This window comes from Nonomuraea sp. NPDC059023 (genome assembly GCF_042740095.1).
In the GTDB taxonomy this organism is placed as follows: domain Bacteria; phylum Actinomycetota; class Actinomycetes; order Streptosporangiales; family Streptosporangiaceae; genus Nonomuraea.
Genome location: NZ_JBHYIO010000024.1, coordinates 93,593 through 118,621, shown reverse-complemented (window position 1 = coordinate 118,621; position 25,029 = coordinate 93,593). Strand labels below are relative to the sequence as shown.

Below are 25,029 nucleotides of genomic sequence, written 5' to 3'. Positions count from 1 at the left end.
CTGCCACCTGCCACCTGTCGCCAAAGAACCACCACCCCTCACACCGACGACCGTGGCCGGTCCGTGGTGGACCACAGCGAACCTGTGACGTTGGCGCCGACAAGCACCCGGCCACGACGTGACGGCCCTCAGCCCGCGAACCACCCAGCGCACGTCACCCAGCCGCAACCACGCGGGGAGCGCGAGGGTTCTCCCTCGCCCGGGGTGTGAGGCAGAGCCCCGTTGTCACAGCCCCGGGCGACAGCGAGGGACCACGCCCTACTTGACGCCTGCCTCCCGCATGTCACGCAGTTCCCGCTTCAGTTCCTTGATCTCGTCGCGCAGCCGGGCCGCGACCTCGAACTGCAGGTCGGCCGCGGACTGGTGCATCTGCTCGGTCAGCGACTCGATCAGCGACTCCATCTGCGCCCGCGGCATCTCTCCCGCGATCGCCTTGGCGTGCTGCCCCGCCGCCTTGGCCGCGAACCCGGGTACGGGCGCCTTGCCGCGTGACTGCTGGCGGCCGCTGCCCATGAGCTGCTCGGTGTCGGCGTCCTCGCGCTGCAGCGAGTCGAGGATGTCGGCGATCTTCTTGCGCAGCGGCTGGGGGTCGATGCCCTTGGCCTCGTTGTAGGCGATCTGCTTGGCCCGGCGCCGGTTGGTCTCGTCGATCGCCCGCTCCATCGAGGGGGTGATCTTGTCGGCGTACATGTGGACCTGGCCGGAGACGTTTCTGGCGGCGCGGCCGATGGTCTGGATGAGGGAGGTCTCCGAGCGCAGGAAGCCTTCCTTGTCGGCGTCGAGGATGGCCACCAGGGACACCTCGGGCAGGTCGAGGCCCTCGCGCAGCAGGTTGATGCCGACCAGGACGTCGAACTCGCCGCTGCGCAGCTCGCGCAGGAGCTCGATCCGGCGCAGGGTGTCGACCTCGCTGTGCAGGTAGCGGACGCGGATGCCCAGCTCCAGCAGGTAGTCGGTGAGGTCTTCCGACATCTTCTTGGTGAGCGTGGTGACCAGGACGCGCTCGTCGCGGTCGGCCCGCTCGCGGATCTCGTGGACCAGGTCGTCGATCTGGCCCTTGGTGGGCTTCACCACGACCTCGGGGTCGACCAGGCCGGTCGGGCGGATGACCTGCTCGACGACGTCGCCCTTGACCCGGCCCAGCTCGTAGGAGCCGGGCGTGGCCGACAGGTAGACCGTCTGGCCGATGCGCTCCAGGAACTCCTCCCACTTCAGCGGGCGGTTGTCCAGGGCGGAGGGCAGGCGGAAGCCGTGGTCGACGAGGGTGCGCTTGCGGGAGGCGTCGCCCTCGTACATGGCGCCGATCTGCGGGACCGTCTGGTGGGACTCGTCCAGGACCAGCAGGAAGTCCTCGGGGAAGTAGTCGAGCAGCGTGTTGGGGGCGCTGCCCGCCTCGCGGCCGTCCATGTGGCGCGAGTAGTTCTCGATGCCGGAGCAGGTGCCGATCTGGCGCATCATCTCGATGTCGTAGGTGGTGCGCATGCGCAGGCGCTGGGCCTCCAGGAGCTTGCCCTGGCGCTCCAGCTCCTCCAGGCGGCCGGTCAGCTCGGCCTCGATGCCGGCCACGGCCTTGGCCATGCGCTCCTCGCCCGCCACGTAGTGGGAGGCGGGGAAGATGTAGAGCTCGTCGTCCTCGGTGATGACCTCGCCGGTCAGCGGGTGCATCGTGGCGAGCTTCTCGACCTCGTCGCCGAACATCTCGATGCGTACGGCCAGCTCCTCGTACTTCGGGATGATCTCGATCGTGTCGCCCCTGACCCGGAACGTGCCCCGGGTGAAGGCCAGGTCGTTGCGCGTGTACTGCATGTCGACCAGGCGGCGCAGGAGCTGGTCGCGCTCGACCTCCATGCCGACCTTGAGCCTGGCCATGCGGTCGACGTACTCCTGCGGCGTGCCCAGGCCGTAGATGCACGAGACCGAGGCGACCACGACGGTGTCGCGGCGGGTCAGCAGTGAGTTCGTCGCCGAGTGGCGCAGCCGCTCCACCTCGTCGTTGATCGAGGAGTCCTTCTCGATGTAGGTGTCGCTCTGCGGGACATACGCCTCGGGCTGGTAGTAGTCGTAGTAGGAGACGAAATACTCGACCGCGTTGTTGGGCAGCATCTCGCGCAGCTCGTTGGCGAACTGCGCGGCCAGGGTCTTGTTGGGCTGCATGACCAGCGTCGGCCGCTGGAGGCGCTCGATGAGCCAGGCGATGGAGGCGGTCTTGCCGGTGCCCGTGGCGCCCAGCAGCACGTTGTCCTTCTCACCGGCCGTGACGCGGCGCTCCAGCTCGGCGATGGCCGTGGGCTGGTCGCCCGAGGGAGTCATCTCGGTGATCACCTCGAAGGGCGCCACCTTGCGCTGCAAATCTGTGACCGGTCGCATGCTGCCACTGTAGGCAACCGCACCGACAGTTCACGCCGTACGCTCGCCGATGCGCGGGAACGGCGTGGTGGAGAAGACGACCTCGACCGGCACCTCGAAGTGGGCGGCGATGCGCAGCGCCAGGTACAGGCTGGGACTGTACTCCCCCCGCTCCAGGTAGCCGACTGTCTGGTAGTGGACGCCGAGCGCGTCGGCCAGTTGCCTGCGGGTGACGCCGCGCTCGGCCCGCAGCAGGGCGATGCGGTTGTAGACGATCTCGCTCATCGCCGCCTATCTTCTCAGCTCACCCGTTGCATCGCCCGCTCGCGGCGCTCCTGCACCAGCGAGCCGGACTCACGCTTGGCCATTCTGCGCAGGATGGGCGGCGCGAGCAGCAGCCCGGCCACCGCCCACAGGCCCAGCACGCCCGTGGTCTCGAAGAACCGCCACGACTGGCCGATCTCCGCGGTGACCGCCGAGTCGGGCAGGAAGGCCGAGCGCATGCCGAGGCCGAGCCAGTACAGGGGGAAGATCTGGCTGACCGTCTGGAGCCACTCCGGCATGGAGGTGATCGGGTAGAAGATGCCGGAGGCCGAGGTGAGGGCGCCGATGGTCAGCATGGAGAAGCCGGCGGCGGCCTGCGGGTTGCTGGTCAGCGAGCCGACGACGGCGCCCAGCGGGAGCGTGGCCAGCAGTCCGAGCACGATCACCCAGGCGAACATGAGCCAGCCGCCCGGCCCGGTGCCGAGCATCGAGGGCACCAGGATCAGCCCCGCCGCCAGCACGATCAGCAGGGTGACCAGCCCGGCCGTGGAGGTGCTGACGATCCTGCCGATGAGGTAGCCGGTCATGCCGTGCGGCATGGCCTTGGCCCGTAGCAGCGTGCCGTCCTCGCGCTCGACCGCCAGCGTGCCGACGGTGCCGACCAGGCCGCCCACGGCCACGAGCAGGGCGAGCATGCTGGGCAGCGTGGCCGCCGCCAGCGACAGGTTCGTGCCGGGCAGTTTCACCTCGCGCTGGAAGTACAGCACGACGACGAACGCCAGGGAGATGAGGGCGTTGAAGTACATGTCGGTGGAGCTGGTCAGGCTGTGCCGGAACTCGATCCAGCCCCTGGCCAGGCCGAGTTTCACCGCGTTAGTGGTGGCGTTCACCGCTCCTCCTTCCGCACGATGGCCATGTAGGTGTCCTCCAGGGTGGCCCGCCGTACCTCCAGGTCCTCGATCGCGTCGCCGTACTGCGCGAAAAGGCCCTGCACGAAGCGGGTGGCGTCGTCGGTGGCGTGCACGAACAGCTCGCCTTCGCGGCTCCAGCGGACCTGGGCGTCGCGCGAGACGCCACGGGCGAGCTGGTCGGGGCTGCCGTCGGCGACGATGCGGCCGCCCGACAGGATGAGGATGCGGGCGGCGAGCTTCTCGGCCTCGTCGAGGTCGTGGGTGGTCAGCAGGATGGTGGTGGAGTCCAGGTCGGACAGCCGGTGCACCAGGTCGTGGAAGTCGCGCCTGGCCTGCGGGTCGAAGCCCGCGGTCGGCTCGTCGAGGAAGAGCAGTTCCGGCCGGCCGACGATGCCGATCGCGACGTCGAGCCTGCGCCGCTGCCCGCCGGACAGCCGGTTGACGCGCTTGCCCGCGTGCTCGGCGAGCCCGACCGCCTCGATGAGCTCGTCCGTGGGGTACGGCGTGCGGTACGGCTCGTAATAGCGCCCGACGTGCCGCAGCAGTTCCCTGACCCGCCACCGCCCGTGGTCGCGCCACGACTGCAGCACGACGCCGATCCTGGCCCGCCACGCCTCCCCGCCCTGGGCGGGGTCCTGGCCGAGCACGCGGACGTGCCCGGCGGAGCGCCCCCGGAACCCTCCGAGGATCTCGATCGTGGTCGTCTTGCCCGCCCCGTTGGGACCCAGCAGGGCGATCACCTCTCCCGCCTCCACGGTGAAGCCGACACCGTTCAGCACCTCGCGCGGACCGTAGTTCATCCGCAGGCCGCTGACCTCGATGACGGCGTCGTCGCGGGCGGGTTCCGCGTTCAGCGGGAGCTCGCTCAGAGCCTCCATCATCCCTCCCGATAGTAGGACTACTACATTGATAGCACACCTGCTATGCACCGCAATACATCTGTGACAGGGCATTGCAAGCGAACAGTAAGTCGCACCCGATACGGTCAAGAGCGGCCTGAACAGGAAAAGAGAGGTGCGATGTCACGACCCAGAGAGGCCCTGATCCAGGCAGGCCAGGGGATAGCCCAGGCGGTGGTTCAAGGTGGCGACCTGCGGCAGGCGGTCGGCCAGGCGGTGGACCAGGCCGGGCAGCAACTCGCCGCCCAAGCTCCTGGGTTCGCCCTCAACCCGCATGACTTCGCGGCCGCCCGGGACGGCGGCGTGTCGACGGGCACGGTCATCGAGGCCAGGAGCGCCTCGCTCAACGAAGCCGGCGAGATCGTCAACCGCAGCTTCAGCGAGAACGGCATGCACGTCATCTCCCCCGTCGTGATCCCCAAGGGGACGACGGCCAAGGTGGTGGTGCCGCTCGGCATCCTCGTGGTGCTCGGCCTCATCGGCGCGCTCGGCGGCATCATCCCGAACACCGATCTGTTCTTCGGCCCCCACTACTGGCTCGTGCTGGTGCTGGCCGCGGTGTTCCTGTGGTGGCGGCGCAGCGTCGTCATGGTGCCCGAGGGCTGCAAGGCCCTGATCACCAAGTTCGGCAAGCTGGTGCAGATCGCCGATCCCGGCCGGGTGACGCTGCTCAACCCGTGGAAGCGGGTCAGCTACATCGTCAACACCACCCGCGAGTACCCGTTCAACGCCCCGATCAGCGAGGCGCCGACGCAGCAGGGCGTCAAGGCGAGCGTCGACCTGTTCCTGCAGTTCAGGATCGAGAACCCGGCGGAGTTCATCTTCGTGCTCGGCTCGGTCAGCGGCTTCCAGTCCAAGCTGCAGAACTCCGTCAGCGAGGTCACCCGCTCCCTCATCTACGCCCAGCGCGCCGAGGACATCTACGACCTGGTGGGCGAGAGCACCCAGGGCATCCTGGAAAGCCTCAACCAGCAGTTCCTGCCGGCCGTACGGCTGACCGACGTGAACATCACCCACGCCGAGCCCTCCAGCCAGGAGTACCGCATGGACCTCGCGGCCCCCGAGATGGTACGGGTGGCCAAGGAGGCCTACACCTACGAATACGAGCTCCAGCTGCGCAAGGAGCAGAACGAGGGCGACCTGATCAAGGAGCTGGCCGGGCTGCAGGAGACGCTCAGCGCCATCCAGGCCGAGATCGCCGGCTACCAGGCCAGGATGGACACCGCCCTTGAGCGGGCCAGCCACCAGGCCAAGGCGCAGGCCGGGCAGCGCCTGGTCGAGGCGGAGTCCACCGCCAACGCCAACGCCGCCCTCCTGGAGGCGCAGGCGCTGGACATCAGGGCGCTGAGCGCCGCCGAGGCGCCGGAGATCCTCGACTACCGCTTCCAGCAGGACCTGCTGACCAAGCTGGAGTCCGTGGCCGCGAAGCTGCCCCAGGTGGTGCAGGTGGGCGAGGAGACCGACATCGACTTCCTCGCGCTGGCCCAGCAGCTGATCGGCGGCAAGGGGGCGGCGCTGTTCTCGCCCGAGGACATGGCCGCCATCAGGAGCAGGCTTTCCGAGATCGGGCAGCGGGTGGCCGGCCGCGAGGTCGAGATCGCCGCGCTGCTGAAGAAGGTCGCCCAGCCGGCCGACGCCACCGAGCTGCCGGAGATCGCGGCCGATCCGCCCGGCGACGCGGACAAGACCGTGGAGCGTCCGCTGCCTGCCGTACAGAAGGAGGGTGAGCTCTGATGGCGCGCGAGTTCTCGAAGATCAAGGAGTCGCTGGCCTCCTGGTCGGACATCAGGCAGCTGCTGCGCGGCGGTGAGCAGGGCCAGCTGGTGCCGGTCGTGATTCCCAAGGACCGGCGCGGCTTCGCGTGGATGGCCCTGATCTTCCTGGCCCTGTACTTCGCCGGGCTGGCGATCTTCTCCGGCTGGCTCTGGGCGGCTCTGTCGGCCGCGGCGCTGGTGGTGATCGCGGCCGTGTGGATGTGGCGCAAGGCCATCATCGAGATCGAGGAGGGCACCACCGGGGTCCGCAGCAGGTGGGGCGCGATCACCGGAACGCTCCCGCCGGGCCGCCACTACCTCTGGCTGCCGTGGGACCGTGTCGACGCCGTCGTCGACACCTCCACCGAGATCCCCTACTCGGCGCCGATCGTGGCCTGCCCGACGGCCGAGAACGTGCCGCTGAAGTCGATCGAGTTCTTCCTGAAGTTCCGCATCGTCGACCCGGTCGCCTTCGTGCGTACCATCGGCGCTGGCAACTTCGACCTCGTGCTGTCCAGCGCCGTCCAGGACGCCATCCGCCAGCGCAGCCGCCGCGTCAACACCGAGCGCGCCTACGACCTGCGCGGCTCCGACGTGGGCGACATGCAGGACGCGCTCAGCCGCCAGCTCGGCCGGTACGGCGTGCGCATCATCGGCGCCAACATCCCCGACGTCCAGCTGCCCGACCAGTACCAGCAGCACCTGGCCACCCGCGAGAAGGTCGCCAAGGAGCTGTCCGCCTACGAGCGCGAGTGGGAGCTGACGCGCAAGCGCCGTATCGACACGCTGCTCATGGAGATCGAGCGCTCCAAGAAGACCCGCGACGCCCGCGTCGTCGAGGTCAAGGCCGCGCACAACACGGCCCGCAAGGACGTCGCCCGCATGCTGGAGGAGCAGGAGACCGAGGCGCAGCGCGTGCGCTGGGAGATCGAGGCCCGCGGCCGCGCCGACCTCACCGCCGCGGAGAACGAGGCGAAGGCGCTGCGCAGGCTGGCGGAGTCCTACCGCGACAACCGCGCCGTCCTGCAGTATGAACTGGCTCGCCGCCGCCTCGACGTCGGTGCCAAACTGGCCGAGAGCGCTCCTCAGCCCCTCGTGGTTCGTACGGCCGGCGGCCAGTCCGACCCGATGTCCACCCTGCTGCTCGCCCAGCTCCTCCCCCGGCTCTCCGGCTCCCACGGAAACGGGTCAGGCACTACCTCTTAGGAGAACCCCATGGTGTTCCGCAAGTTGAAGGCCGCGTTCGGCGCCGGCGTCGAGGTCGACACCGTCCTGAGCAATGCCACCGTCCGTCCGGGTGAGATGCTCCGCGGCGACGTGCACTTCAAGAGCAGCGGCTCCGACTACAAGGTCGAGGGCATCCACATCGAGTTCACCGCCGTGGTCGAGATCGAGAGCGGCGACAGCGAGTACCGCTCGACCTACAGCTTCCTGCGCCAGCAGGTGTCGGGGCCGTTCCACCTGGCGGCGGGGACCTCGCACAGCCACCCGTTCGAGATCCCGGTGCCGTGGGAGACGCCGATCAGCGCGATCGGCGGCCACGCGCTGCCGGGCATGCGGCTGGGCGTCCAGACCGAGCTGGCGCTGGCCGGCGCGCTGGACAAGGGCGACCTCGACCCGCTGTTCGTCAGCCCGCTGCCTGCCCAGGAGCACATCATCACGGCCCTGGACCGGCTGGGCTTCGGCTTCAAGAAGGCCGACCTGGAACGCGGCACGCTGTACGGCTCGACGATGCCGTTCTTCCAGGAGATCGAGTACTACGCCGGCGGCCAGTGGCGGCGCCACTTCAACGAGCTGGAGCTGACCTTCATCGCGGGCCCGTCCCAGATGGACGTCATCCTGGAGGCCGACAACCGGGGCGGCTTCCTCAGCTCGGGCGGCGACTCCTACAACCGTTTCACCGTCCGCTACGGCGACCACCCCGGCGCCGCCGAGCAGGCGCTCCAGCAGGGCCTTGAGGCGATGGCCCGCCGCCGCGGCTGGTTCTAGAACGCTCCCGCCGCCTGGCTCACGGCCCGAACATCCCGGGCCGGACGAGGTACATCCTCTTGAGCCAGGCGGCGTAGCGCGGCCCTGACTCGGCGCGGTAGTCGTGGCGCCGGTAGACCTGGAACGCGGCCTCCTTCAGCCGCCTGGCCCGCCAGTCGAGGTTGGACGGCCAGCCGGTCATCGTGTAGCCGCGGTAGGCCAGCAGCTTGAGCTTCATCCCCCGCGCGGCCTCGGCGGCGAACTTGGCCGAGGCCGTGTGGTCGGTGTGGTCGCCGTGCCCGTCGGGCGGGTTGGGGTCGAGGGTGCGCAGCACGGTCGGCCGGTAGCGCTGGTAGAGCGCGCGCAGCGTGGCGAGCACGTCCTCCCTGCGTACGCACGGGTGCGGGCACGGCCCGGTGAACCTGCGTACACAGGCGTCCCTGGCCCACATCCTGGCCAGCGCGTCGTGCCCGCCGTCGGCTCGCGGGTCGCCGCCGTCGGGCAGTCCGGCGAAGACGAGCCTGATCCTGGGGCTGGCGGCGAGCGTGTCGACGCGGACCGGCAGCCGGCCGAGGCTCAGGACGCGCGAGCGCCAGACGTTCGGCACCCCGGCGAGGTAGGCGTAGGCGGCCTTGACGCCGTCCTGCCGGTCGCGGACGTAGGCGCGCGGGTCACGGTCGTCCTCCACCCCGGTCGGCCCCTCGCCGGCGGTCAGGTAGATCGTCGTGGTGACCCGGCCGCCGGCCACCGCGCCGAACAGGTCGGGGCTCATGAAGAGCAGGTCGTCGTCGGCGTGCGCGACGACCTGGACGAAGCGGTCGGCCCGCTCGGCGGCCACCACCTGTCTCATCGTCCACGGCAGCACCGGGCAGACCGTGAACACGACCAGCACCAGAGCGCACACGACGGCCCCCGCCGCCCTGACCCACTTCATCCCCGTTTGCAACCCCCACAACTAGCGTAAGGCCAGGTCAGCGGCGTACCTCATCAAAGGGGTGGATTCTCGTCTCCTCCCCAGGTACGGGATCATGCTCTGGTGGTCGCATGACCGGCTCGTTACCATGACGTGGGGGAACTGACTGATCGTTGCGGATGCGGGGCGAGACGATGGGGCGGGTCGGCGCGGCGCTGAAGCGGGTCGCTCCGTGGGCGGCGCAGAACGCCGACGGCGCGATCGCGCTCGGCTTGGCGATCACCGTGGGCATCCTGGGGATCATGCCGGACGAGCTCTTCGGCAAGGACGGCCAGGAGATCCAGAACCAGCTCGTCAGCGCCGCGACGCTGGTCATCCTCGCGCTGGTCGCCACCGCCCTGCTGCGCGACCGGCTGCGCCAGGCTCCCGTCGAGGCGACCATCACCTCTGGCGCCCTGTCCGAGCTCCCGGTCCGCCTGGCCCGGCTGGAGCAGATCGAGACCCTCGTCACCGGCACCCGGCGCGCCCTCGACGAACTCCAGCTGGTCAGGGTTCTGGCCAGCCCGCTGGAGATCGCCCAGGCGCACGGCGACGCGCGTACCGGCACCACCCGGTGGAGCTTCAAGGGCGGCACCGGGACGTTCCTGCGCGCCGTCACGCTGCCCGAGTGCGTGGCGGCCGCCCGCAGGGACAAGCGTCACCTGACCGTCCGCATCGAGATCATCGATCCGACCGACAACGAGGTCTGCGAGGCGTACGCCCACTACCGCCGCTCGCTGGCCGACGCCCCGGACGTCACCGGCGAGACGTGGACCACCGACCGGGTCAGGAAGGAGTCCTTCGCGACGATCCTGGCCGCGTTCTGGCACCGCCAGCGCTACGGCCTGCTCGACATCGGCGTGGGCCTGTCCTCCACGATGACCACCTTCCGCTGGGATCTGTCCGCCAGCAGGGTGATCATGACGATCGAGGACCCGAACCGCGCGATGACCGCCCTGGCCGGAACCTTCTACTACGAGAGCTGTGACACCGAGCTCCGGCTGAGCCTGGAGCAGGCGCGCCGGGTTCCGCTGGAGTCCTACAAGCAGGTACCGCTGAGCGACGAGCCCACGGTCGAAGAGGTCCAGGAACTCTTCCGCGGGGTCGAGCTGCCGCTGCCCAGGACGTACAACGATCGCGACATCGTCGACATCGCCCGCAAGGCCTTGCGGGCCAAGGATCCGTATGAGCTACCGCAGCGCACATGAGGAACTCACCGCGGCGCGCGCCCGCGCATGGGTGAGCACCGCCATCCGGGGGGACTTCCACGGTGTGCACCATCCGCTGGGATTCGTCTGCCTGCCGCTCGACCGCACCGGCGGCGACGGCGTCTGCCTGCACCTGTGGTCGCGCCGCCTGCCCGGCGCGGGCAGCACCACCTCGCAGATCCACTGCCACAGCTGGGACCTGGTCAGCCACGTCCTGTACGGCCAGGTGCGCAACGTCCACGCCGTCGTCACCGACACGCCCGCCGCCGAGGCCACCCACCGGGTGTTCGAGGTGGTCAGCGGCGCCGACGGCGACCGCATCTCGCCCACGCCGCGCACCGTGCGCCACTCGACCGGGCTGGTCGAGGTGTTCGGCGCCGGCGACACCTACACGCTGCCCGCCGACAGCTTCCACTCCAGCGTCGTGCCCGAGGGCGGCGAGGCCGCCACGATCGCGCTGGGCTCGGGGCGTACCGGCAGCCGCGACCTGTCGCTGGGCCCGCTCGGCGCGCCCGGCCACCATGTCGCCCGCCGCCCGCTCGACGACGGGGAACGGGCGCTGGCCGTCCAGCTGGTCCTGACTCACTTTGGGGGTCCGTGATGGATCTGGAGCGTGCGCGCGAACTGGCCGTGGAGGCCGCGCGGGCGGCCGGGCGGCTGCTGGCGGCCGGCACGGCGGACGCGTTCGGCGTGCACGCCAAGGGCGCGGCCGGTGACGTCGTCACCGACCTCGACCTGGCCTCGGAGAAGGTGCTGGTCGAACGCATCCTGACCGCCTACCCCGGCCACGCGGTGATCGCCGAGGAGTCCGGCCTGCTGGGCGCCGCCGGGGCGGAGTGGACCTGGCTGGTCGACCCGCTCGACGGCACGAACAACGTCGCCATCGGCCTGCCCGCCTACGTGGTGGGGCTGGCGTTGTGCCACGCCGGCCGTCCCGTGCTCGGGGTCGTGCACGACCCCGTGACCCGCCAGACGTGGTCGGCGATCCGCGGTCACGGGGCACTGTCCCCTTCAGGTGTACGGCTGGCGCCGCCCGCCCGCCCCCTCCCCCACGGCCCCCTGCTGGCCTGGACCCAGGGCTACACGGTCACCCGCGACGACGCGACCGTCCTCGGGCTGAAGGCGGCCCTGGAACTGCACTCGCGGCGCGTCCTGCAGCTCTGGGCCCCGTTGCTGTCCTGGGTCATGCTGGCCAGGGGGGACATCGACGGCATGGTCGGCTACCGCGCGGAGGCGGTCGACCTGCCCGCGGGCGCTTTGATCGCCCAGGAGGCGGGGATGGAGATCCGGGCGCTGGACGGCTCGCCGTTCGACGAGAACGTCAACGGCACCGCGGCGGACCGCAGCTTCGTCGCCGCCCACCCCGACACCCTCCCCACCCTCCTCCCCCTCCTCACCTCGGCGACCCGGCCCGGCGCGGATCACCACCGCCCGGGGTGACCCGCGGAGGGAGGGCAGATCAGCCCGTGACGCTGGGGCGGCCGTTTTCGACGTGGCCCATCAGGCGGCGGCGGTAGGACGGGTCCTCCTCGCAGGTGATCTCCAGGTCGTACCAGCCGTGCGAGCCCTCCAGCGGCCACACCACCTGCCGGTACTGCCCGGCCCGCAGCGGCACCGCCTGCTCCTTCCCGCCGTAGGCCAGCGCACGGACCCGCAGCTTCACCCGCGACTCGCCCAGGTTGGTGATCTCGACGCGCAGCCGCCGCGGGTCGATGTCGATCACCGCCCGCGCCTCCACCCGGCCCGCCGCCGCCGACAGCGTCCCGGCGAACTCGCGCCGGAACCCGTTCGGCCCGGTCACCGCCAGGTGGTACGCATCGCCCACCGCCACGCGCCGCGTGCTCACGCCCTGCACGTCGAAGTGCTGCGGCAGGTCGAACTCCCCCTTGTAGGGATAGAGCGTCATGTGCATGCTCGCCGCGCCGGTGTTGGCGAGCGTCACCTCCAGCTCCTTCCCGAGCGCCCGCGCCCAGGCGTTCGGCTGGTACGGCAGCGCCCGCGCCGGCTTGGTCCCCGGCTCCTGCTCCGGCATCGACTGGCTGGCCGGCGGCGCCGGCCTCCACCGGCCGCTGAAGGCCGGGACCGGCGCCGGGGTGGCGGGGGCGGGCGGCTGGGCCGTACCGGAGAAGTCGAAGGCGGAGGTGAGGTCGCCGGCGACCGTGCGGCGCCAGGGCGTGATGTCGGGGAAGCGCACGCCCAGCCAGGTCTCCAGGAAGCGGCAGGTCGAGCTGTGGTCGAAGATCTGCGAGGCCACGTGGCCGCCGGCGGTCCAGGGGGAGACGACCGTCATCGGGACGCGGATGCCGAGGCCGATGGGCTTGCCGTCGTACCAGTCGGAGGTCTGCTCGGCGGGCGGGAGCGGCGGCGGGACGTGGTCGAAGAAGCCGTCGTTCTCGTCGTAGGTGATGAACAGCGCGGTCGACTGCCAGGTCTCGGGGTGGGAGGCGATGGCGTCGAGGATGTCGTAGGTGATGCGGGCGCTCTGCAGGGGCGAGGAGGCGCTCGGGTGCTCGGAGTCGGCGGCCGACGGCACGATGTAGCTGACCTCGGGCAGGGTTCCGGCCTGGACGTCGGCGCGGAAGGAGGCGGCGAGCTGCTTGGCCGGCACGCGGCGCAGGCCGCGCTCGAACAGCTCGCGCTCCTGCGGGTCGAGCTTGGCCACGCCCTCCTCCAGGCGGGCCAGGAGCTGCTGACGCCTGGGCTCGGCGGCGCCGCTCACCTGGCCGTAGAAGGTGTCCATGCTCTTGAAGTCGCCCTGGAGCGCCTTGCGGGCGACCTGGCGGAAGCGGGCGAAGAACTCCAGGTTGTTGTCCTGGTAGTTGTCCCACTCGTGGTAGACCTTCCAGCTCCGGCCGGCGGCCTGGAGGATCTCGCCCGCGTTGGCCCAGGTGTATCCCTGGTGGGTGTCCTCGCTGTAGGCGGCGTTGTCGATGGCCCGCTTGGTGGTGCCGGGCTCGTAGCCGGTGTGGCCAGAGACGTGGTAGTTGCGGTTCGGGCTGGTCGAGGAGAGCACGGAGCAGTGGTAGTTGTCGCAGATGGTGAAGGTGTCGGCCAGCTCGTACTGCAGCGGGATGTCCGCGCGGCGGTAGAACGTCATCGTGGCCGGGCTCTTGGCCGGGATCCAGCCGTCGTGCCAGCCCTTGGCGGCGGCGCGCTGGCCGTCGGTCCAGCCGTGGGCCAGGGCGCTGATCCACTGCAGGTCCTTGCCGACCAGGTCGGCCGCCTCGCGTACCGGGAAGGGCAGCACGCTCCCTGTCCCGTTCGGCTGCTCGTAGACGGGCTTGCCGTTCTTGAGCGTGACCGCGTTGCGGTCGGCGAAGCCGCGCACCCCGCGCATGCTGCCGAAGTAGTGGTCGAACGAGCGGTTCTCCTGCATGAGGAAGACCACGTGCTTGATGGCCGACAGGCCGCCCTGGGGGACGGGCATGGCCAGGGCCCGGTGGACGGAGGGGGGCAGCAGCGAGCCGGCCGCGATGCCGGCGCCGAGGGCGAGGAAACCGCGGCGGGAGGGTGCGAGAGACATGGCGGAGAGCGTGTCAAAGGTAGGAAACTATCCCATTACGGGCAGGTGGCGATCATGCGAACAGCTCATACCGCGCCCAGCGCCCAGACCGCGGCGACCAGGGCGGTGACGGCCAGGACCGCGCCGGTGAGCAGGAAGCGGCGCATCGGCACCTTCACGCCGTGGCGGCGGCACGACTCGAACCACAGCAGGGTGGCCAGCGACGCCCACGGGGTGATGACCGGGCCGACGTTGGTGCCGATCAGTACGGCCAGCAACTGGTCGCGCCCGGCGACCTCCTCCAGCGCCTGGTAGGCGGGCAGGTTGTTGATGGCGTTGGACAGGCCCGCGCCCACGGCGGCGGTGCGATAGGGATTGTCCCCGTTGCCGATCATCCAGGTCATGACGTCGGCCAGGCCGTGCAGGCTGAGCGCCGGGACGACCAGGAACAGGCCGGTGACGAAGATGAGCAGTTGCCAGGGGATCAGGTTCCAGGTCAGGCGCTTGCGGTCGCGTACGAGGAACGCCGCCACGACGATCAGCGCGGCCACCGTCGCGGCCACGTGCACCGGCTGGTCGAGCAGGAGCGCGCCGATGAACAGCACACACGCCGCCGAAGCCGCCCAGAACAGGACGGTGTCGGCGATCGGCTCCAGGCTGGGCGGGGTGTAGCGGATCTCGCCGCGGCGCCCCCTGCGCCAGAAGAACAGCCACAGGAACACCATCGTCACCGCGATCGCGGCGGCCTGCGGCGCCCACATGCGGGTGGCGAACTCCCGGTTGGACATCTGCAGGGCGTTCATGCCCAGCAGGTTCGTCAGGTTGGAGACCGGCAGCAGGAGGCTCGCGGTGTTGGCCAGCCAGATCGTGGTCATGGCCAGGGGCAGCGCGGCGATGCCGGCGCGGGCGGCCAGGGCGAGCATGACCGGGGTGAGGAGGACCGCCGTGGTGTCCAGGTTCAGAAATATCGTGACGAAAGAGGCGAAAGCCGTACACAAGAAGAACAGCGCGAGATAGCTGCCGCGGCCGAACACCGCCATCCTCGCCGCGATCGCGTCGAAGACCTGAGCCTCCTTCGTCAGCTCGGCCAGAACGATCACGCCGACGAGGAACAGCAGCAGCGGGGCGATCTCGTCGAACTTCTCCACCGCGACGTTCAGCGGCAGCCAGCCCGTCGCCACGAAGATCAGTCCCAGCGCGAGCAGCCCGATCCTGACCCAGTCGAGCGCGGACAGTCGCCTCCACACCCGAAGATGATCGCACACCACCTCCAAAACGCCGATCCCACGCGGAATACTGGGCAGATGGCGCGTGACGGAAGGCCCACGGACATCTTCGTCAGCTACTCCCCCGCCGACACGGCGTGGGCCACATGGATCGCCTGGCAACTGGAGGCGGCCGGATACCGGACGATGATCCAGGACTGGGACTTCGTGCCGGGCACGAACTTCATCGACTTCATGGACCGCGGCGTCAGCGAGGCACAGCTGGTCGTGGCGGTGCTCTCGCGCAACTACCTCACCTCGCGCTACGGCCGCATGGAGTGGCAGGCGGCGCTGCGCGCCGACCCGGACAACCCCTCCAACAAGCTCGTCACCATCCGGCTGGAGGACGTCCAGCTCGAAGGGCTGCTGTCCACGATCACGTGGGTGGACCTGCTGGGCGTGACCGACCCCGGCCTGGCCAGGGCGCTGCTGCTCGGCCGGGTACGCGAGTCGCTGGCCGGCCGGGCCAAGCCGGAACTCGCGCCCGCCTTCCCCGACGGCACGGGCGAGCCCGCCCCCGCGCCCACGCTGCCGGAACCCGCCGAGCGCTCACGCGCCAGGCGCACGCCGGTGACGGCGCCCGGCTTCCCGCCCCAGGCGGAGGCGGCCCGCTCGCGCGAGTCGGTCAGCGTGCTGCACGTCGGCGGGCCGCGCTTCGGCCGGGCGCTGCCCGACCCGGGCGAACCGTTCACGCCCGAGGACATGCAGGCGAGGATCTGGGCCGACCTGACCGGCATGTACGACAGGGGCATGCCGCGTCCCGACCTGATGGTGGTCAGCGGCAACCTCACCGAGTCCGGCAGCCTCGGCCAGTTCGGCCAGGCCACCCGCTTCCTCACCGACCTGCGCCACCTCGTCGGGCTCGAACCGCACCGGCTGGCCGTCGTGCCGGGGCCGCGCGATGTCACCAAGGCCGCCGCGAGCGCGTACTTCCTGACCTGCGAGGCCGACGACGTCAGCCCGCAGCCGCCGTACTGGCCGAAGTGGCGGCACTTCGCCGGGCTGTTCGCCGAGGTCTTCCAGGGGCTGGACGACCGGGTCTTCGACGGCGGGCAGCCGTGGTCGATGTTCGAGATCCCCGATCTCAAGGTCGTCCTCGCCGGGTTCAACTCCACGATGGCGATGAGCCACCTGGAGCGCGACGCGTACGCGCTGCTCGGCGAGGGCCAGGCGGCCTGGTTCGCCGAACGGCTGCGCCCCTACGAGGAGCGCGGCTGGCTACGGCTCGGCGCGATCGGCCACCCGGTGCGCGACCTCAGCGACGCCGCCACCTATGAGCGCCTGCTCGCCCACCGGGTCAACCTGCTGCTGGACGGGCCCGAGCTGCGGCCGGGCAGCCATCGCGTGCTGGAGCTCACCCGCGAGGGCCTGCGCGCCTGGACGCCGGACGGCCCCGGCGAGCCCGAGCGCGACACGCGCGCCTGGCGCTCGGCCCAGGAGACCTTCCGCGCCGACCAGGACGCCCCGACGGTGCCGGGGCCGGTTCCCGACACCGAGCCCGAGCCCGCTCCCCCCGCGCCGCGGCCGGTCGACCTACTGCTCGACCGGCTCACCGAGGTCTGTGAGGCACGGCACGAGCGGGCCAGGATCCGCCGCTTCCCCGACCACCTGGTGGTCACCTACCCCGAGGACGGGTTCGTGCGCCTGTCCATGGTCGGCGCGCACGTCGGCACGCCCGCCGCCGGGGACGCCGAGCGCTTCGTCCGGCAGGCGCACGCCACCGGCCTGCAGGGCGAGCTCGTCTACCAGGGTCCGCCGCCGGAACGTTCCCTGCGCGAGGACCTCATGCGCCGGGGTGTGCGCCTGCGCAGCTTCACCGAGTTCCAGGGCCTGCTCGACCTGTCCGGCTACGTCGCCGAGCAGACCGCCAGGCTCGTCGGCGACCGGCGCTATCCGCCCGACCTGTACGTCCCGCAGCGTTACCGGGCGCTCGACCGCCCCGGCAAGGTCGAGCAGGGGCTGACCGACGAGATGATGCGCCAGCTTTCGGCAGACCACGGCCGTTTCCTGCTGCTGCTCGGCGAGTTCGGGCACGGCAAGACGTTCGCGCTGCGCGAGCTGGCCCGGCGCATCCCGGCCGAGCTGCCTCACCTGACGCCGATCTTCATCGAGCTGCGGGCCCTGGACAAGGCGCACTCGGTCGACGCGCTCGTCGCCGCGCACCTGGCCAACCACCGCGAGGAGGTCATCGACCTCAAGGCGTTCCGCTACCTGCTCGCGCAGGGGCGCATCGTGCTGCTGTTCGACGGGTTCGACGAGCTGGTGACCCGGCTGACCTACGACCGGGCGGCCGACCACCTGTCCACGTTGCTGGCCGCCGCCGTGGACAAGGCGAAGATCGTGGTGGCCAGCCGTACCCAGCACTTCAAGTCGCAGAGCCAGGTGCTGACCACGCTCGGCGAGCGCGTCGGGGTGCTGCCGCAGCGGCGGGTCTTCGCCGTGGAGGACTTCACCCACGCCCAGATCCGCACGTACCTGGAGAACCGGTTCACCGACGGCGACGAGGCCGTGGCCCGCATGTCGCTCATGGAGGGCATCAAGGACCTGCTGGACCTCGCGCAGAACCCGCGCATGCTCAGCTTCATCGCCGACCTGGACGCCGACCGGCTGCGTACCGTGGCCACGACCCGCCACACGATCAGCCCGGCGCTGCTGTACGAGGAGATCCTCAGCTCGTGGCTGCGCTTCGAGGAGCAGCGCACCAGCATGCCCGGCTCGGCCGGGATGCTCAGCGTGGACGAGCTGTGGCGGGCCGTCACCGCGCTGGCGTTGCGGCTGTGGGACACCGGGGAGGCCTTCCTGGGCCTGGCCGAGCTGACCGAGCTCGCCGAGACGCTCACCGACCTGGCCGACGGGCAGCTCACCGGCCCGCAGACCGCGCACGCCGTGGGCACCGGCAGCCTGATGGTCCGCACCGACGAGGGCATGTTCGGCTTCATCCACGCCTCCGTCATGGAGTGGCTGATCGCCCGGCACATCGCCGCCGGGCACTGGGAGGCGCTGTCGCGGCGCCCGCTGTCGGCGCTGACCGTGGAGTTCCTGTGCGACCTGGCCGACTCCGCGGCGCTGCGGGCCTGGCTGGCCGACCCGCCGGCCGACGACGTGGCCACCGCCAACGCCATCAAGGTCAGCACGCGGCTGCGTACGCCCGCCCAGGCCGACCTGCGTGGCGCGGACCTGCGCGGCGAGGACCTGTCCGGCCGTGACCTGACCGGCGTCGACCTCACCGGCGCCGACCTGACCGGCGCCACCCTCGCCGGCACGAACCTGTCGCGGGCCAGGCTGAACGCGGCCAGGCTGGCCGGGGCCAAGCTCGACGGGGCCCGGCTCACCGGCGCCGACCTGTCCGGCGCCGACCTGTCAGGGGCCCGCCTGGCCAAGACCGACCTCAGCGACGTGGCCGCCGAGGGCACCCGCTGGCACCGCGCCTCGCTGATCAACGTGACCGGCACCCTGCCGCCGATGTCCGAGCTGCACGGCGCCGCCGTCGTGCCGGGGCATCCGGTCGAGGTGCAGCTCGCGCCGGCCGGGATCGGCGTGCCGTACGGCTTCCACTTCCAGACCACGCGCCTGCCCGAGCCCGTCGCCTACAGCCCCGACGGCTCCACGCTGGCGATCGGCAACCAGGACGGCGGCGTGCTGCTGTGCGTGGACGGCCAGCCCGTCCGCACGCTCCAGGAGCACAACGGCCGCGTCTACGCCGTGGGCTTCGCCGGGGACGTCCTGGCCACCGGGGCAAGCGACGGACAGGTGTTGCTGTGGGACGCGCTCACCGGCGAGCTGCGCCACCGCCGCGTCGGCCACCCCGACGGCGTCTGGCCGCTACGGCTCAGTCCCGACGGCGCGCTGGTCGCGGCGGGCGACGCCGACGGCGTCATCCACGTGTGGGACACCGCCACCGGCGACCTCGTCCACGAGCTGACCGGCCACCAGGCGCCCGTGTTCACCGCCGCGTTCGCCGGCGGCGCGCTGGTGACCGGCGACGCCGGGGGCGTGGTGCGGGTGTGGGACGTGCCGACCGGCCACCTGATCGGCTCGCTCGGCGGGCACCGCGGCGCCGTCTACCGGGTCGTGGCCGGCGGCCGGTGGGTGGCCACCGGCGACGAGGCCGGGACCGTCCGCGTCTGGAACGCCACCACCTGGGCCCTGGAGCAGACCCTGACCGGGCACGCCAGAAGCGTCTACTGCGTGGCCTTCTCCCCCGGCGGCAACCTGCTGGCCAGCGGCGACACCGCGGGCGTCGTACGGCTGTGGGACCCGGCCAGCGGCGCCGCGCACGGCGTTCACACCAGCCATTCGGCCGCCGTCTACCAGGTCGCCTTCTCTCCCGACGGGCACACCGTGGCCACCGGCGACGCCAACGGGGCCGTGCGGCTGCAGGACGTCGGGGGCGGCCGCCGTACCGAGCTGAGCGGCCACCGCAGCTCGGTGTGGCCCTTCGCCTTCCGCCCCGACGGCGAGCAGCTGGCCACCAGCAGCAACGACGGCACCGTCCGGCTGTGGGAGCCGGCGACCGGCCGCTGCCAGCAGGTGCTGCGCGGCCACGGCAGGCGCATCTCCTCCGCCCGGTTCAGCGCCGACGGCTCCATGCTGGCCACCAGCGGCAACGACGGCATCGTCCGCATCTGGGAGCCGCGCACCGGGCGCCGGCTGCGCGAGATCACCGGCAGCGCCGACCGGCTGATCTCCGCCACGTTCGCCCCGTCCGGACCCCTCCTGGCCACCTCCAGCAACGACGGCGGCGTCCACTTCTGGAACGGCGCCACCGGCGACTACGAGCGCGAGCTCAACGCCGAGACCGACCACGTGTGGGCCGAGGCGTTCAGCCCCGACGGCTCCCTGCTGGCCACCGCCAACGACGACGACAGCGTGCGCGTCTGGTACCGGCCCACCGCGCGCCTGCTCAGCAACCTCGCCGACCATCGCGGCCGGGTCCGCTCGATCGCCTTCAGCCCCGACGGCCGCTTCGTCGCCACCGGCTGCGACGACCGCCTGGTGCGCATCTGGCACGTCGACTCCGGCGGGCGCGTGGCCACCCTCGAAGGCCACGCCGACCGCGTCTACTCCGTCGTCTTCTCCCCCAACGGCAGGCAACTGGCCAGCGCCAGCAACGACGGCAAGGCCATGGTCTGGGAGCTGCGCCCCGGCCAGCCGTGGCAGCCGCGCCTGCTGCACACGCTCACCAAGAACGTCGGGCGGCTGTGGAGCGTCACCTTCTCCCGCGACGGCTCCCAGCTGGCCACCGGCGGCGACGATCCCGCCGTGCGGGTGTGGGACACGGCCTCCGGCCATCTCCTTCACACGTTGTACGGCCACGCCCGCCGCGTCTGGTCGGTCTCCTTCAACCCCGCGGAAGACCTCCTGGCCAGCGCCGGCGACGACGGCGTGGTGATCCTGTGGGAGGGGGCCGAACGCAAGGCGACGCTCCTGGGCCTGCCGGAAGGCTGGGCGGCACTGGCTCCCGACGGCAGGTACAAGCTGGAGGGGCAGGTCGGCGGCCAGTTCTGGCACGTGGTGGGGATGTCGAGGTTCGAGCTCGGGGAGCTGGACGTGTACCTGCCGGGAGTGCGGCAGATCCCGCTGGAGGCCGACATCTGAACCCGCCAGATGGCGGGTTGTGTCCTCCACGTGGCGCTCGCGGGCGGGCGGAGCCGTACCGCACCATGAACGTCATGAGCACACCACCGCCGTTCGACCCCGAACTCACCGCGGCCCTGGAGATGTTCGGCGAGGCCCTGTCCTCGTCGATCACGCCGGACATGATCCCGGCGCTGCGCGCGGCCCGCGCGGGCCTGCCGCAGCCCACGGACGAGGAGGTCAGCCGGGGCGGCGCGCTCGTCATCGCCGACCACACCGCGCCGGGCCCGGCGGGCGAGCCGGACATCATCCTGCTCGTGGCCCGGCCCGCGGCCGCCGTCGGCCCGGTGCCCGCCCTCTACTTCGTCCACGGCGGCGGCATGATCGTCGGCAACCGCCGCCAGAGCCTGCCCGACCTGGCCGAGCTGGCGCTGGAGCTCGGCGTCGCCATCGTCTCGGTCGAGTACCGCCTGGCCCCGGAGCATCCGCATCCCGCGCCCGTCGAGGACTGCTACGCCGGGCTCGAATGGACCGCCAAGCACGCCGCGGAGCTGGGCATCGACCCCGAGCGCATCATCGTCGGCGGCGTCAGCGCGGGCGGCGGGCTGGCCGCCGCCGTCGTCCTGATGGCCCGCGACCGCGGCGGGCCGGCGATCCTGGGCCAGCTGCTCATCTGCCCCATGCTCGACGACCGCAACGACAGCCCGTCCGCCCACCAGATGGCGGGGCTGGGCATCTGGGACCGCACCGCGAACGAGACCGGCTGGACCGCGCTGCTCGGCTCCTCGCGGGGCGGCCCCGGCGTGTCGCCCTACGCCGCGCCCGCCCGCGCCACCGACCTGTCCGGCCTGCCGCCCGCGTTCATCGACGTCGGCTCGGCCGAGACCTTCCGTGACGAGGACGTCGACTACGCCGTGCGCATCTGGCGCGACGGCGGCCGGGCCGAACTGCACGTGTGGCCGGGCGGCTTCCACGGCTTCGACGGCTTCGCCCCGCAGGCCGCGCTCTCGCAGGACGCCAAGGAGGCGCGGCTGCGCTGGCTGCGGCGCCTGCTCGGCGGCTGAGACATGATGGCTGTGTGAAGGAGCTCGCGGGCAGGCTGTCCGCCCTCGATCCTGACGCGGGGGCGGCGCTTCAGGTGATCGCGTACTTCGACCGGCTGGTGGAGGCGCGGGCCGGGCTTGAGGCGATCGTGCGGGGCGCGGCCGTACTGGCCGGGTGCCCGGTCCGCCTGGTCGACGAGGAACGCAACGTCCGCGTCCGGGTGCTGGCCGACGGCCGCCGCAGCGGCCCCGCCGCCGGCCGCTGGCACGAGCGGGTGGATCCGGGCTGGCCGGCCGGGGCCGCGCCCGGCGGGGCCGCGCGGTTGTGGCTGGAGATGCCGGGTCCGGCCGGGCCCGTGCACGCGGTGGTGCTCGAACGCGCCGCCGTGGCCGCCAGGGACGTCCTCGACCGGACGCGGGGACGGGCTCCCTCGCGCGACGACCCCGCGCTCGTCGAGCTGGTCCTGGACGGCACCGCCCCGGAGCAGGCCCGGCTGCGCGCCGCCCGGTCCCTGGGCCTGGAGGTGAGCGGCGAGGCCAGGGCCGTGGCCTTCGCGGGCGGCGAGGCCAGGATCGTGCCCGCCGGCACCGATCCGGGTTCCGCGCTTCCCGCCCGCAGGACCGGTGTCGGGCCCGCCGTACCCGTGCGCGAGCTGCCCGCCTCCTGGCCGCTGGCCCGGCTGGCCCTGCGCCTGGCCGCCGACGGCACCGACCAGGATCCCGGCCCGCGCGTCGTCCTCTACGACAGCCTGGGCGGACTGGCCGCGCTGGCGGCGGCGGTTCCCGCGGGGGCCGACCCCGTCCCGGACGTCCACGCCCTGGAGCACGCCGCCTCCGCCGCTCCCTGGATGCTCGCCACGCTGCACGCGATCGCGTACGCCACCAGCCTGCGAGCCGCCGCGGCCCAGCTCCCCGTCCACCACTCCACGCTCCAGGACCGCCTGGCCCACGCCGAACACCTGCTCGGCTGGACCATCCGCGATCCCGAGGGCCGGCTACGCCTGCAACTGGCCCTCACCCTGCGCCGGCTCCACCGCCATCCATGACCTCGTCCGGCGGCAGACGCGCGCGCCACCGCTCCGGTGCGGGCTGAGGATGGGCTGCCGGCATATCAAGCTGTCCGGCCGCTGATTATCCGCGGCCCGCGCGTCGGCGCAGTTCCGTCCACGCCTCCTCCACCCGCCCGCCCAGGTCCTCCAGCGAACCCTCGTTGGGCACGACCAGGTCGGCGATGGCCAGGCGGGCCTCGCGGGTGGCCTGGGCGGCGATGCGGGCCTTCGCGTCCGCCTCCGGCATGCCGCGGTGGTCGGCCAGGCGGCGGATACGCGTGTCGTCGGCGGCGTCCACGACGATGACCACGTCGTACATGGGGGCGAGGTTGTTCTCGGCCAGCAGCGGCACGTCGTAGACGACGATGGCGTCGGCGGCGGCCTGGTTCTGGAGGGTGGCCACGCGTTCGCCCACCAGCGGGTGGACGATGGCGTTGAGGGTGGCGAGCTGGTCGGCGTCGGAGAAGACGATGGCGCCGAGCTTCTCGCGGTCCAGGGTGCCGTCAGGGCGGAGGATCTCCCGGCCGAAGGCGGCGACGACGCGGGCCAGGCCCACGGTGCCGGGTTCGACCACCTCGCGGGCGATCTTGTCGGCGTCGATCACCACGGCGCCCTTGGCGGCCAGGCGTTTGGACACTTCGCTTTTACCGGAGCCGATCCCGCCGGTCAGTCCCACCTTCAGCACGTGATCAGCGTACCGAGACCGGGCGGCGCAGATGCACCAGCGTCAGGTGGTCGTCCATCCGCTCGCGGTGCGTCTCGCGGTAGCCGAGCTTGTGGTACAGCCGCAGGCTCATGGACAGGTGCCCGGTGAACAGGTCGAAGGCCGTCGCCTGCGGCACCTGCTCGTGCAGGGCGGCCAGCAGGGCGGTGCCGATGCCCTGGCCCTGGCGGTCGGGCGCGATGACGAGCCGGCCGACCAGGCACGTGGCGCCGGACAGCTGGCCGCGTACGGCGCCGACGATGCGGCCGCCGTCGACGGCCTTGAGGACCGTCGCGGACTCGACGGCCTTGCGCACCTGCTCGGCGGACTCCACGAGCGGGGCGATGAACGGGTCGCCGTAGAGCTGGGCCTCGGTCACGTAGGCCGCACGCTGAAGCGTGAGGATCTCCCCGGCGTCGGCCACGACTGCCCGCTCTATCAGCACCCGCCCACTTTACTCATCCTCGCCGGGCGCGTCCCTGCCACGCATCGACAGTACGGCCGCCGCCGCCCCGGCCCCCAGCGCGAGGGCGGCCAGCCCCCACCCGATCCCCTTGCGGTCCAGCCCGAGCAGCGCGTCCACGGAGAACCTGCCCGGTCCGTGCACGGCCAGCGCGGTGGCCCCGATGCCCAGGAGCATCGGGTACTCGAAGCCCCCGTTCTGCGCCCACAGCCCCTTGGGCAGGTGGACGGAGACGACGGCGTTCGTCATGACGGAGACGAGCCCGGCGGAGGCGAGCGGAGTGGCGGCGCCGAGCGCGATCCCGGCGCCCGACCCGAACTCGCCGAGCCCGGCGGCCAGCGCCATGAGCTTGCCGTTGGGGTAGCCGAGCGCGGTCATCATCTCGCCGGTCTGGTCGGGCCCGCCGCCGCCGAACCAGCCGAAGAGCTTCTGCGCGCCGTGTCCCATGAGCAGGAGTCCCGCGGGCACCCGCAACAGCAACATCCCGACATCCTCCGCATTGTCCTTCATGCAGGGATATATACCCACTTCGAGCCGATTGTCCGGAGTTACGCGTCGTCGGCCATCGTGTACGCCCCCTGGCGCAGCCGTTCGATCAGGCCCAGCGTCCACTGGGCGCCGCTGTCGGCCGTGTGCACCCACATCCCGAGCACCTCGCCCACCGATCCCCACACCTCCGGATCCGCCCCGGGCGTCCACTCCTTGGTCACCGCGGCCCGCCACTCCTCCAGCCCCTGCACCCGCCGCAGCAGCAACTCGACCGCCTCGGCCCTGGACAGGTCCTCGATCAGGCCGACGCCCGCGGTGATGACGTCCAGCCGCTGGTCGTGGCGGGTCAGCGCGTCACGCAGCAGCGTGAAGTACGCCTGTTCACCGGCCGCCGTGATCTCGTACTCGGTACGCGGCGGGCCACCGGCGGTGCTCGGCGCGACGTCGTGGGCCAGCATCAGCCCCTGGGCCGCCATCTGCTTGAGGCCGTGGTAGATCGAACCCGGCTTCATACCGGCCCACTCATGGGCGCCCCACGACTCCAGGTCACAACGCACCTGGTAGCCATGGGCCCGGCCGCGACGGCGTACCGCACCCAGGATCAGCAGGCGTGTCGCTGACATCGTCCACCCTTCG

General features: G+C 71.6%; 20 protein-coding genes. 9 read left to right on the top strand and 11 right to left on the bottom strand.

From position 1 onward, the window contains the following. Window positions 1-258 precede the first annotated feature (258 nt). Genes uvrB through ACFWYW_RS34990 form a run of 4 tightly spaced genes read right to left on the bottom strand, consistent with a single transcriptional unit; the run spans window position 259 to window position 4,402 of the window. Window positions 259-2,367, bottom strand: a complete 2,109-nt coding sequence (gene uvrB / locus ACFWYW_RS35005) for an excinuclease ABC subunit UvrB (RefSeq protein ID WP_379612937.1) — start codon at window positions 2,365-2,367, stop codon at window positions 259-261. A 30-nt stretch (window positions 2,368-2,397) separates the two neighbouring features. Beyond that, window positions 2,398-2,631, bottom strand: a complete 234-nt coding sequence (locus ACFWYW_RS35000) for a helix-turn-helix transcriptional regulator (RefSeq protein ID WP_184960935.1) — start codon at window positions 2,629-2,631, stop codon at window positions 2,398-2,400. Window positions 2,632-2,645: 14 nt separating this feature from the next. Beyond that, window positions 2,646-3,500: an ABC transporter permease gene (locus tag ACFWYW_RS34995; RefSeq protein ID WP_379612938.1), complete on the bottom strand. Its 855-nt coding sequence runs from the start codon at window positions 3,498-3,500 to the stop codon at window positions 2,646-2,648. Then, on the bottom strand, window positions 3,497-4,402 hold the full coding sequence (locus ACFWYW_RS34990; protein WP_379612939.1) for an ABC transporter ATP-binding protein: 906 nt from the start codon (window positions 4,400-4,402) through the stop codon (window positions 3,497-3,499). The genes ACFWYW_RS34995 and ACFWYW_RS34990 overlap by 4 nt, the downstream gene beginning before the upstream one ends. A 138-nt stretch (window positions 4,403-4,540) precedes the next feature. Here ACFWYW_RS34990 and ACFWYW_RS34985 point away from each other — a divergent pair, with 138 nt between their 5' ends. From ACFWYW_RS34985 to ACFWYW_RS34975, 3 genes are read left to right on the top strand one after another with little or no spacing between them, the layout of a single operon-like run. Continuing rightward, complete coding sequence (locus ACFWYW_RS34985; protein WP_379612940.1) at window positions 4,541-6,154, top strand: SPFH domain-containing protein; 1,614 nt, start codon at window positions 4,541-4,543, stop codon at window positions 6,152-6,154. Then, window positions 6,154-7,380 carry an SPFH domain-containing protein gene (locus ACFWYW_RS34980; RefSeq protein WP_379612941.1) on the top strand — a complete coding sequence of 409 codons (1,227 nt, stop codon included), beginning with the start codon at window positions 6,154-6,156 and terminating at the stop codon, window positions 7,378-7,380. The genes ACFWYW_RS34985 and ACFWYW_RS34980 overlap by 1 nt, the downstream gene beginning before the upstream one ends. A gap of 9 nt (window positions 7,381-7,389) precedes the next feature. Then, window positions 7,390-8,163: a sporulation protein gene (locus tag ACFWYW_RS34975; RefSeq protein ID WP_379612942.1), complete on the top strand. Its 774-nt coding sequence runs from the start codon at window positions 7,390-7,392 to the stop codon at window positions 8,161-8,163. Window positions 8,164-8,182: 19 nt separating this feature from the next. Here ACFWYW_RS34975 and ACFWYW_RS34970 read toward each other — a convergent pair whose 3' ends face one another. Further along, the gene (locus ACFWYW_RS34970; protein WP_379612943.1) at window positions 8,183-9,076 is read right to left on the bottom strand and encodes a PIG-L family deacetylase; all 894 of its coding nucleotides are present in this window, start codon (window positions 9,074-9,076) and stop codon (window positions 8,183-8,185) included. Between the two features lie 158 nt (window positions 9,077-9,234). Between ACFWYW_RS34970 and ACFWYW_RS34965 the strand changes: the two genes are divergently transcribed. The 3 genes from ACFWYW_RS34965 to ACFWYW_RS34955 are packed head-to-tail and all read left to right on the top strand — an operon-like array spanning window position 9,235 to window position 11,742. Further along, a complete protein-coding gene (locus ACFWYW_RS34965) occupies window positions 9,235-10,302 on the top strand; it encodes a hypothetical protein (RefSeq protein WP_379612944.1) in 1,068 nt (355 codons plus the stop codon). Then, window positions 10,280-10,903: a hypothetical protein gene (locus ACFWYW_RS34960; RefSeq protein WP_379612945.1), complete on the top strand. Its 624-nt coding sequence runs from the start codon at window positions 10,280-10,282 to the stop codon at window positions 10,901-10,903. The genes ACFWYW_RS34965 and ACFWYW_RS34960 overlap by 23 nt, the downstream gene beginning before the upstream one ends. Beyond that, window positions 10,903-11,742, top strand: a complete 840-nt coding sequence (locus ACFWYW_RS34955; RefSeq protein ID WP_379612946.1) for an inositol monophosphatase family protein — start codon at window positions 10,903-10,905, stop codon at window positions 11,740-11,742. Before ACFWYW_RS34960 ends, ACFWYW_RS34955 begins: the two co-directional genes overlap by 1 nt. A gap of 19 nt (window positions 11,743-11,761) precedes the next feature. Here the strand turns inward: ACFWYW_RS34955 and ACFWYW_RS34950 are convergent, their stop codons facing one another. After that, window positions 11,762-13,825: a phosphocholine-specific phospholipase C gene (locus tag ACFWYW_RS34950; RefSeq protein ID WP_379612947.1), complete on the bottom strand. Its 2,064-nt coding sequence runs from the start codon at window positions 13,823-13,825 to the stop codon at window positions 11,762-11,764. Window positions 13,826-13,890: 65 nt separating this feature from the next. Beyond that, window positions 13,891-15,051 (bottom strand): SLC13 family permease, encoded by a 1,161-nt coding sequence (locus ACFWYW_RS34945; protein WP_379612948.1) that lies wholly within the window; start codon window positions 15,049-15,051, stop codon window positions 13,891-13,893. Between the two features lie 57 nt (window positions 15,052-15,108). Between ACFWYW_RS34945 and ACFWYW_RS34940 the strand changes: the two genes are divergently transcribed. From ACFWYW_RS34940 to ACFWYW_RS34930, 3 genes are all read left to right on the top strand, one after another. Beyond that, entirely contained in the window at window positions 15,109-20,667 is a 5,559-nt protein-coding gene (locus ACFWYW_RS34940; RefSeq protein WP_379612949.1) for a TIR domain-containing protein, read from the top strand. Window positions 20,668-20,741: 74 nt separating this feature from the next. After that, a complete protein-coding gene (locus ACFWYW_RS34935; protein WP_379612950.1) occupies window positions 20,742-21,710 on the top strand; it encodes an alpha/beta hydrolase in 969 nt (322 codons plus the stop codon). 14 nt (window positions 21,711-21,724) lie between these two features. Continuing rightward, the gene (locus ACFWYW_RS34930; RefSeq protein WP_379612951.1) at window positions 21,725-22,735 is read left to right on the top strand and encodes a helix-turn-helix domain-containing protein; all 1,011 of its coding nucleotides are present in this window, start codon (window positions 21,725-21,727) and stop codon (window positions 22,733-22,735) included. Between the two features lie 85 nt (window positions 22,736-22,820). Here ACFWYW_RS34930 and coaE read toward each other — a convergent pair whose 3' ends face one another. The 4 genes from coaE to ACFWYW_RS34910 are packed head-to-tail and all read right to left on the bottom strand — an operon-like array spanning window position 22,821 to window position 25,016. Continuing rightward, window positions 22,821-23,423 (bottom strand): dephospho-CoA kinase, encoded by a 603-nt coding sequence (gene coaE, locus ACFWYW_RS34925; RefSeq protein ID WP_379612952.1) that lies wholly within the window; start codon window positions 23,421-23,423, stop codon window positions 22,821-22,823. Between the two features lie 4 nt (window positions 23,424-23,427). After that, window positions 23,428-23,883 (bottom strand): GNAT family N-acetyltransferase, encoded by a 456-nt coding sequence (locus ACFWYW_RS34920; protein ID WP_379612997.1) that lies wholly within the window; start codon window positions 23,881-23,883, stop codon window positions 23,428-23,430. A 12-nt stretch (window positions 23,884-23,895) separates the two neighbouring features. Continuing rightward, the gene (locus ACFWYW_RS34915; RefSeq protein ID WP_379612953.1) at window positions 23,896-24,414 is read right to left on the bottom strand and encodes a DoxX family protein; all 519 of its coding nucleotides are present in this window, start codon (window positions 24,412-24,414) and stop codon (window positions 23,896-23,898) included. A gap of 38 nt (window positions 24,415-24,452) precedes the next feature. Then, complete coding sequence (locus ACFWYW_RS34910) at window positions 24,453-25,016, bottom strand: PadR family transcriptional regulator (RefSeq protein WP_379612954.1); 564 nt, start codon at window positions 25,014-25,016, stop codon at window positions 24,453-24,455. Between the last annotated feature and the right edge of the window lie 13 nt (window positions 25,017-25,029).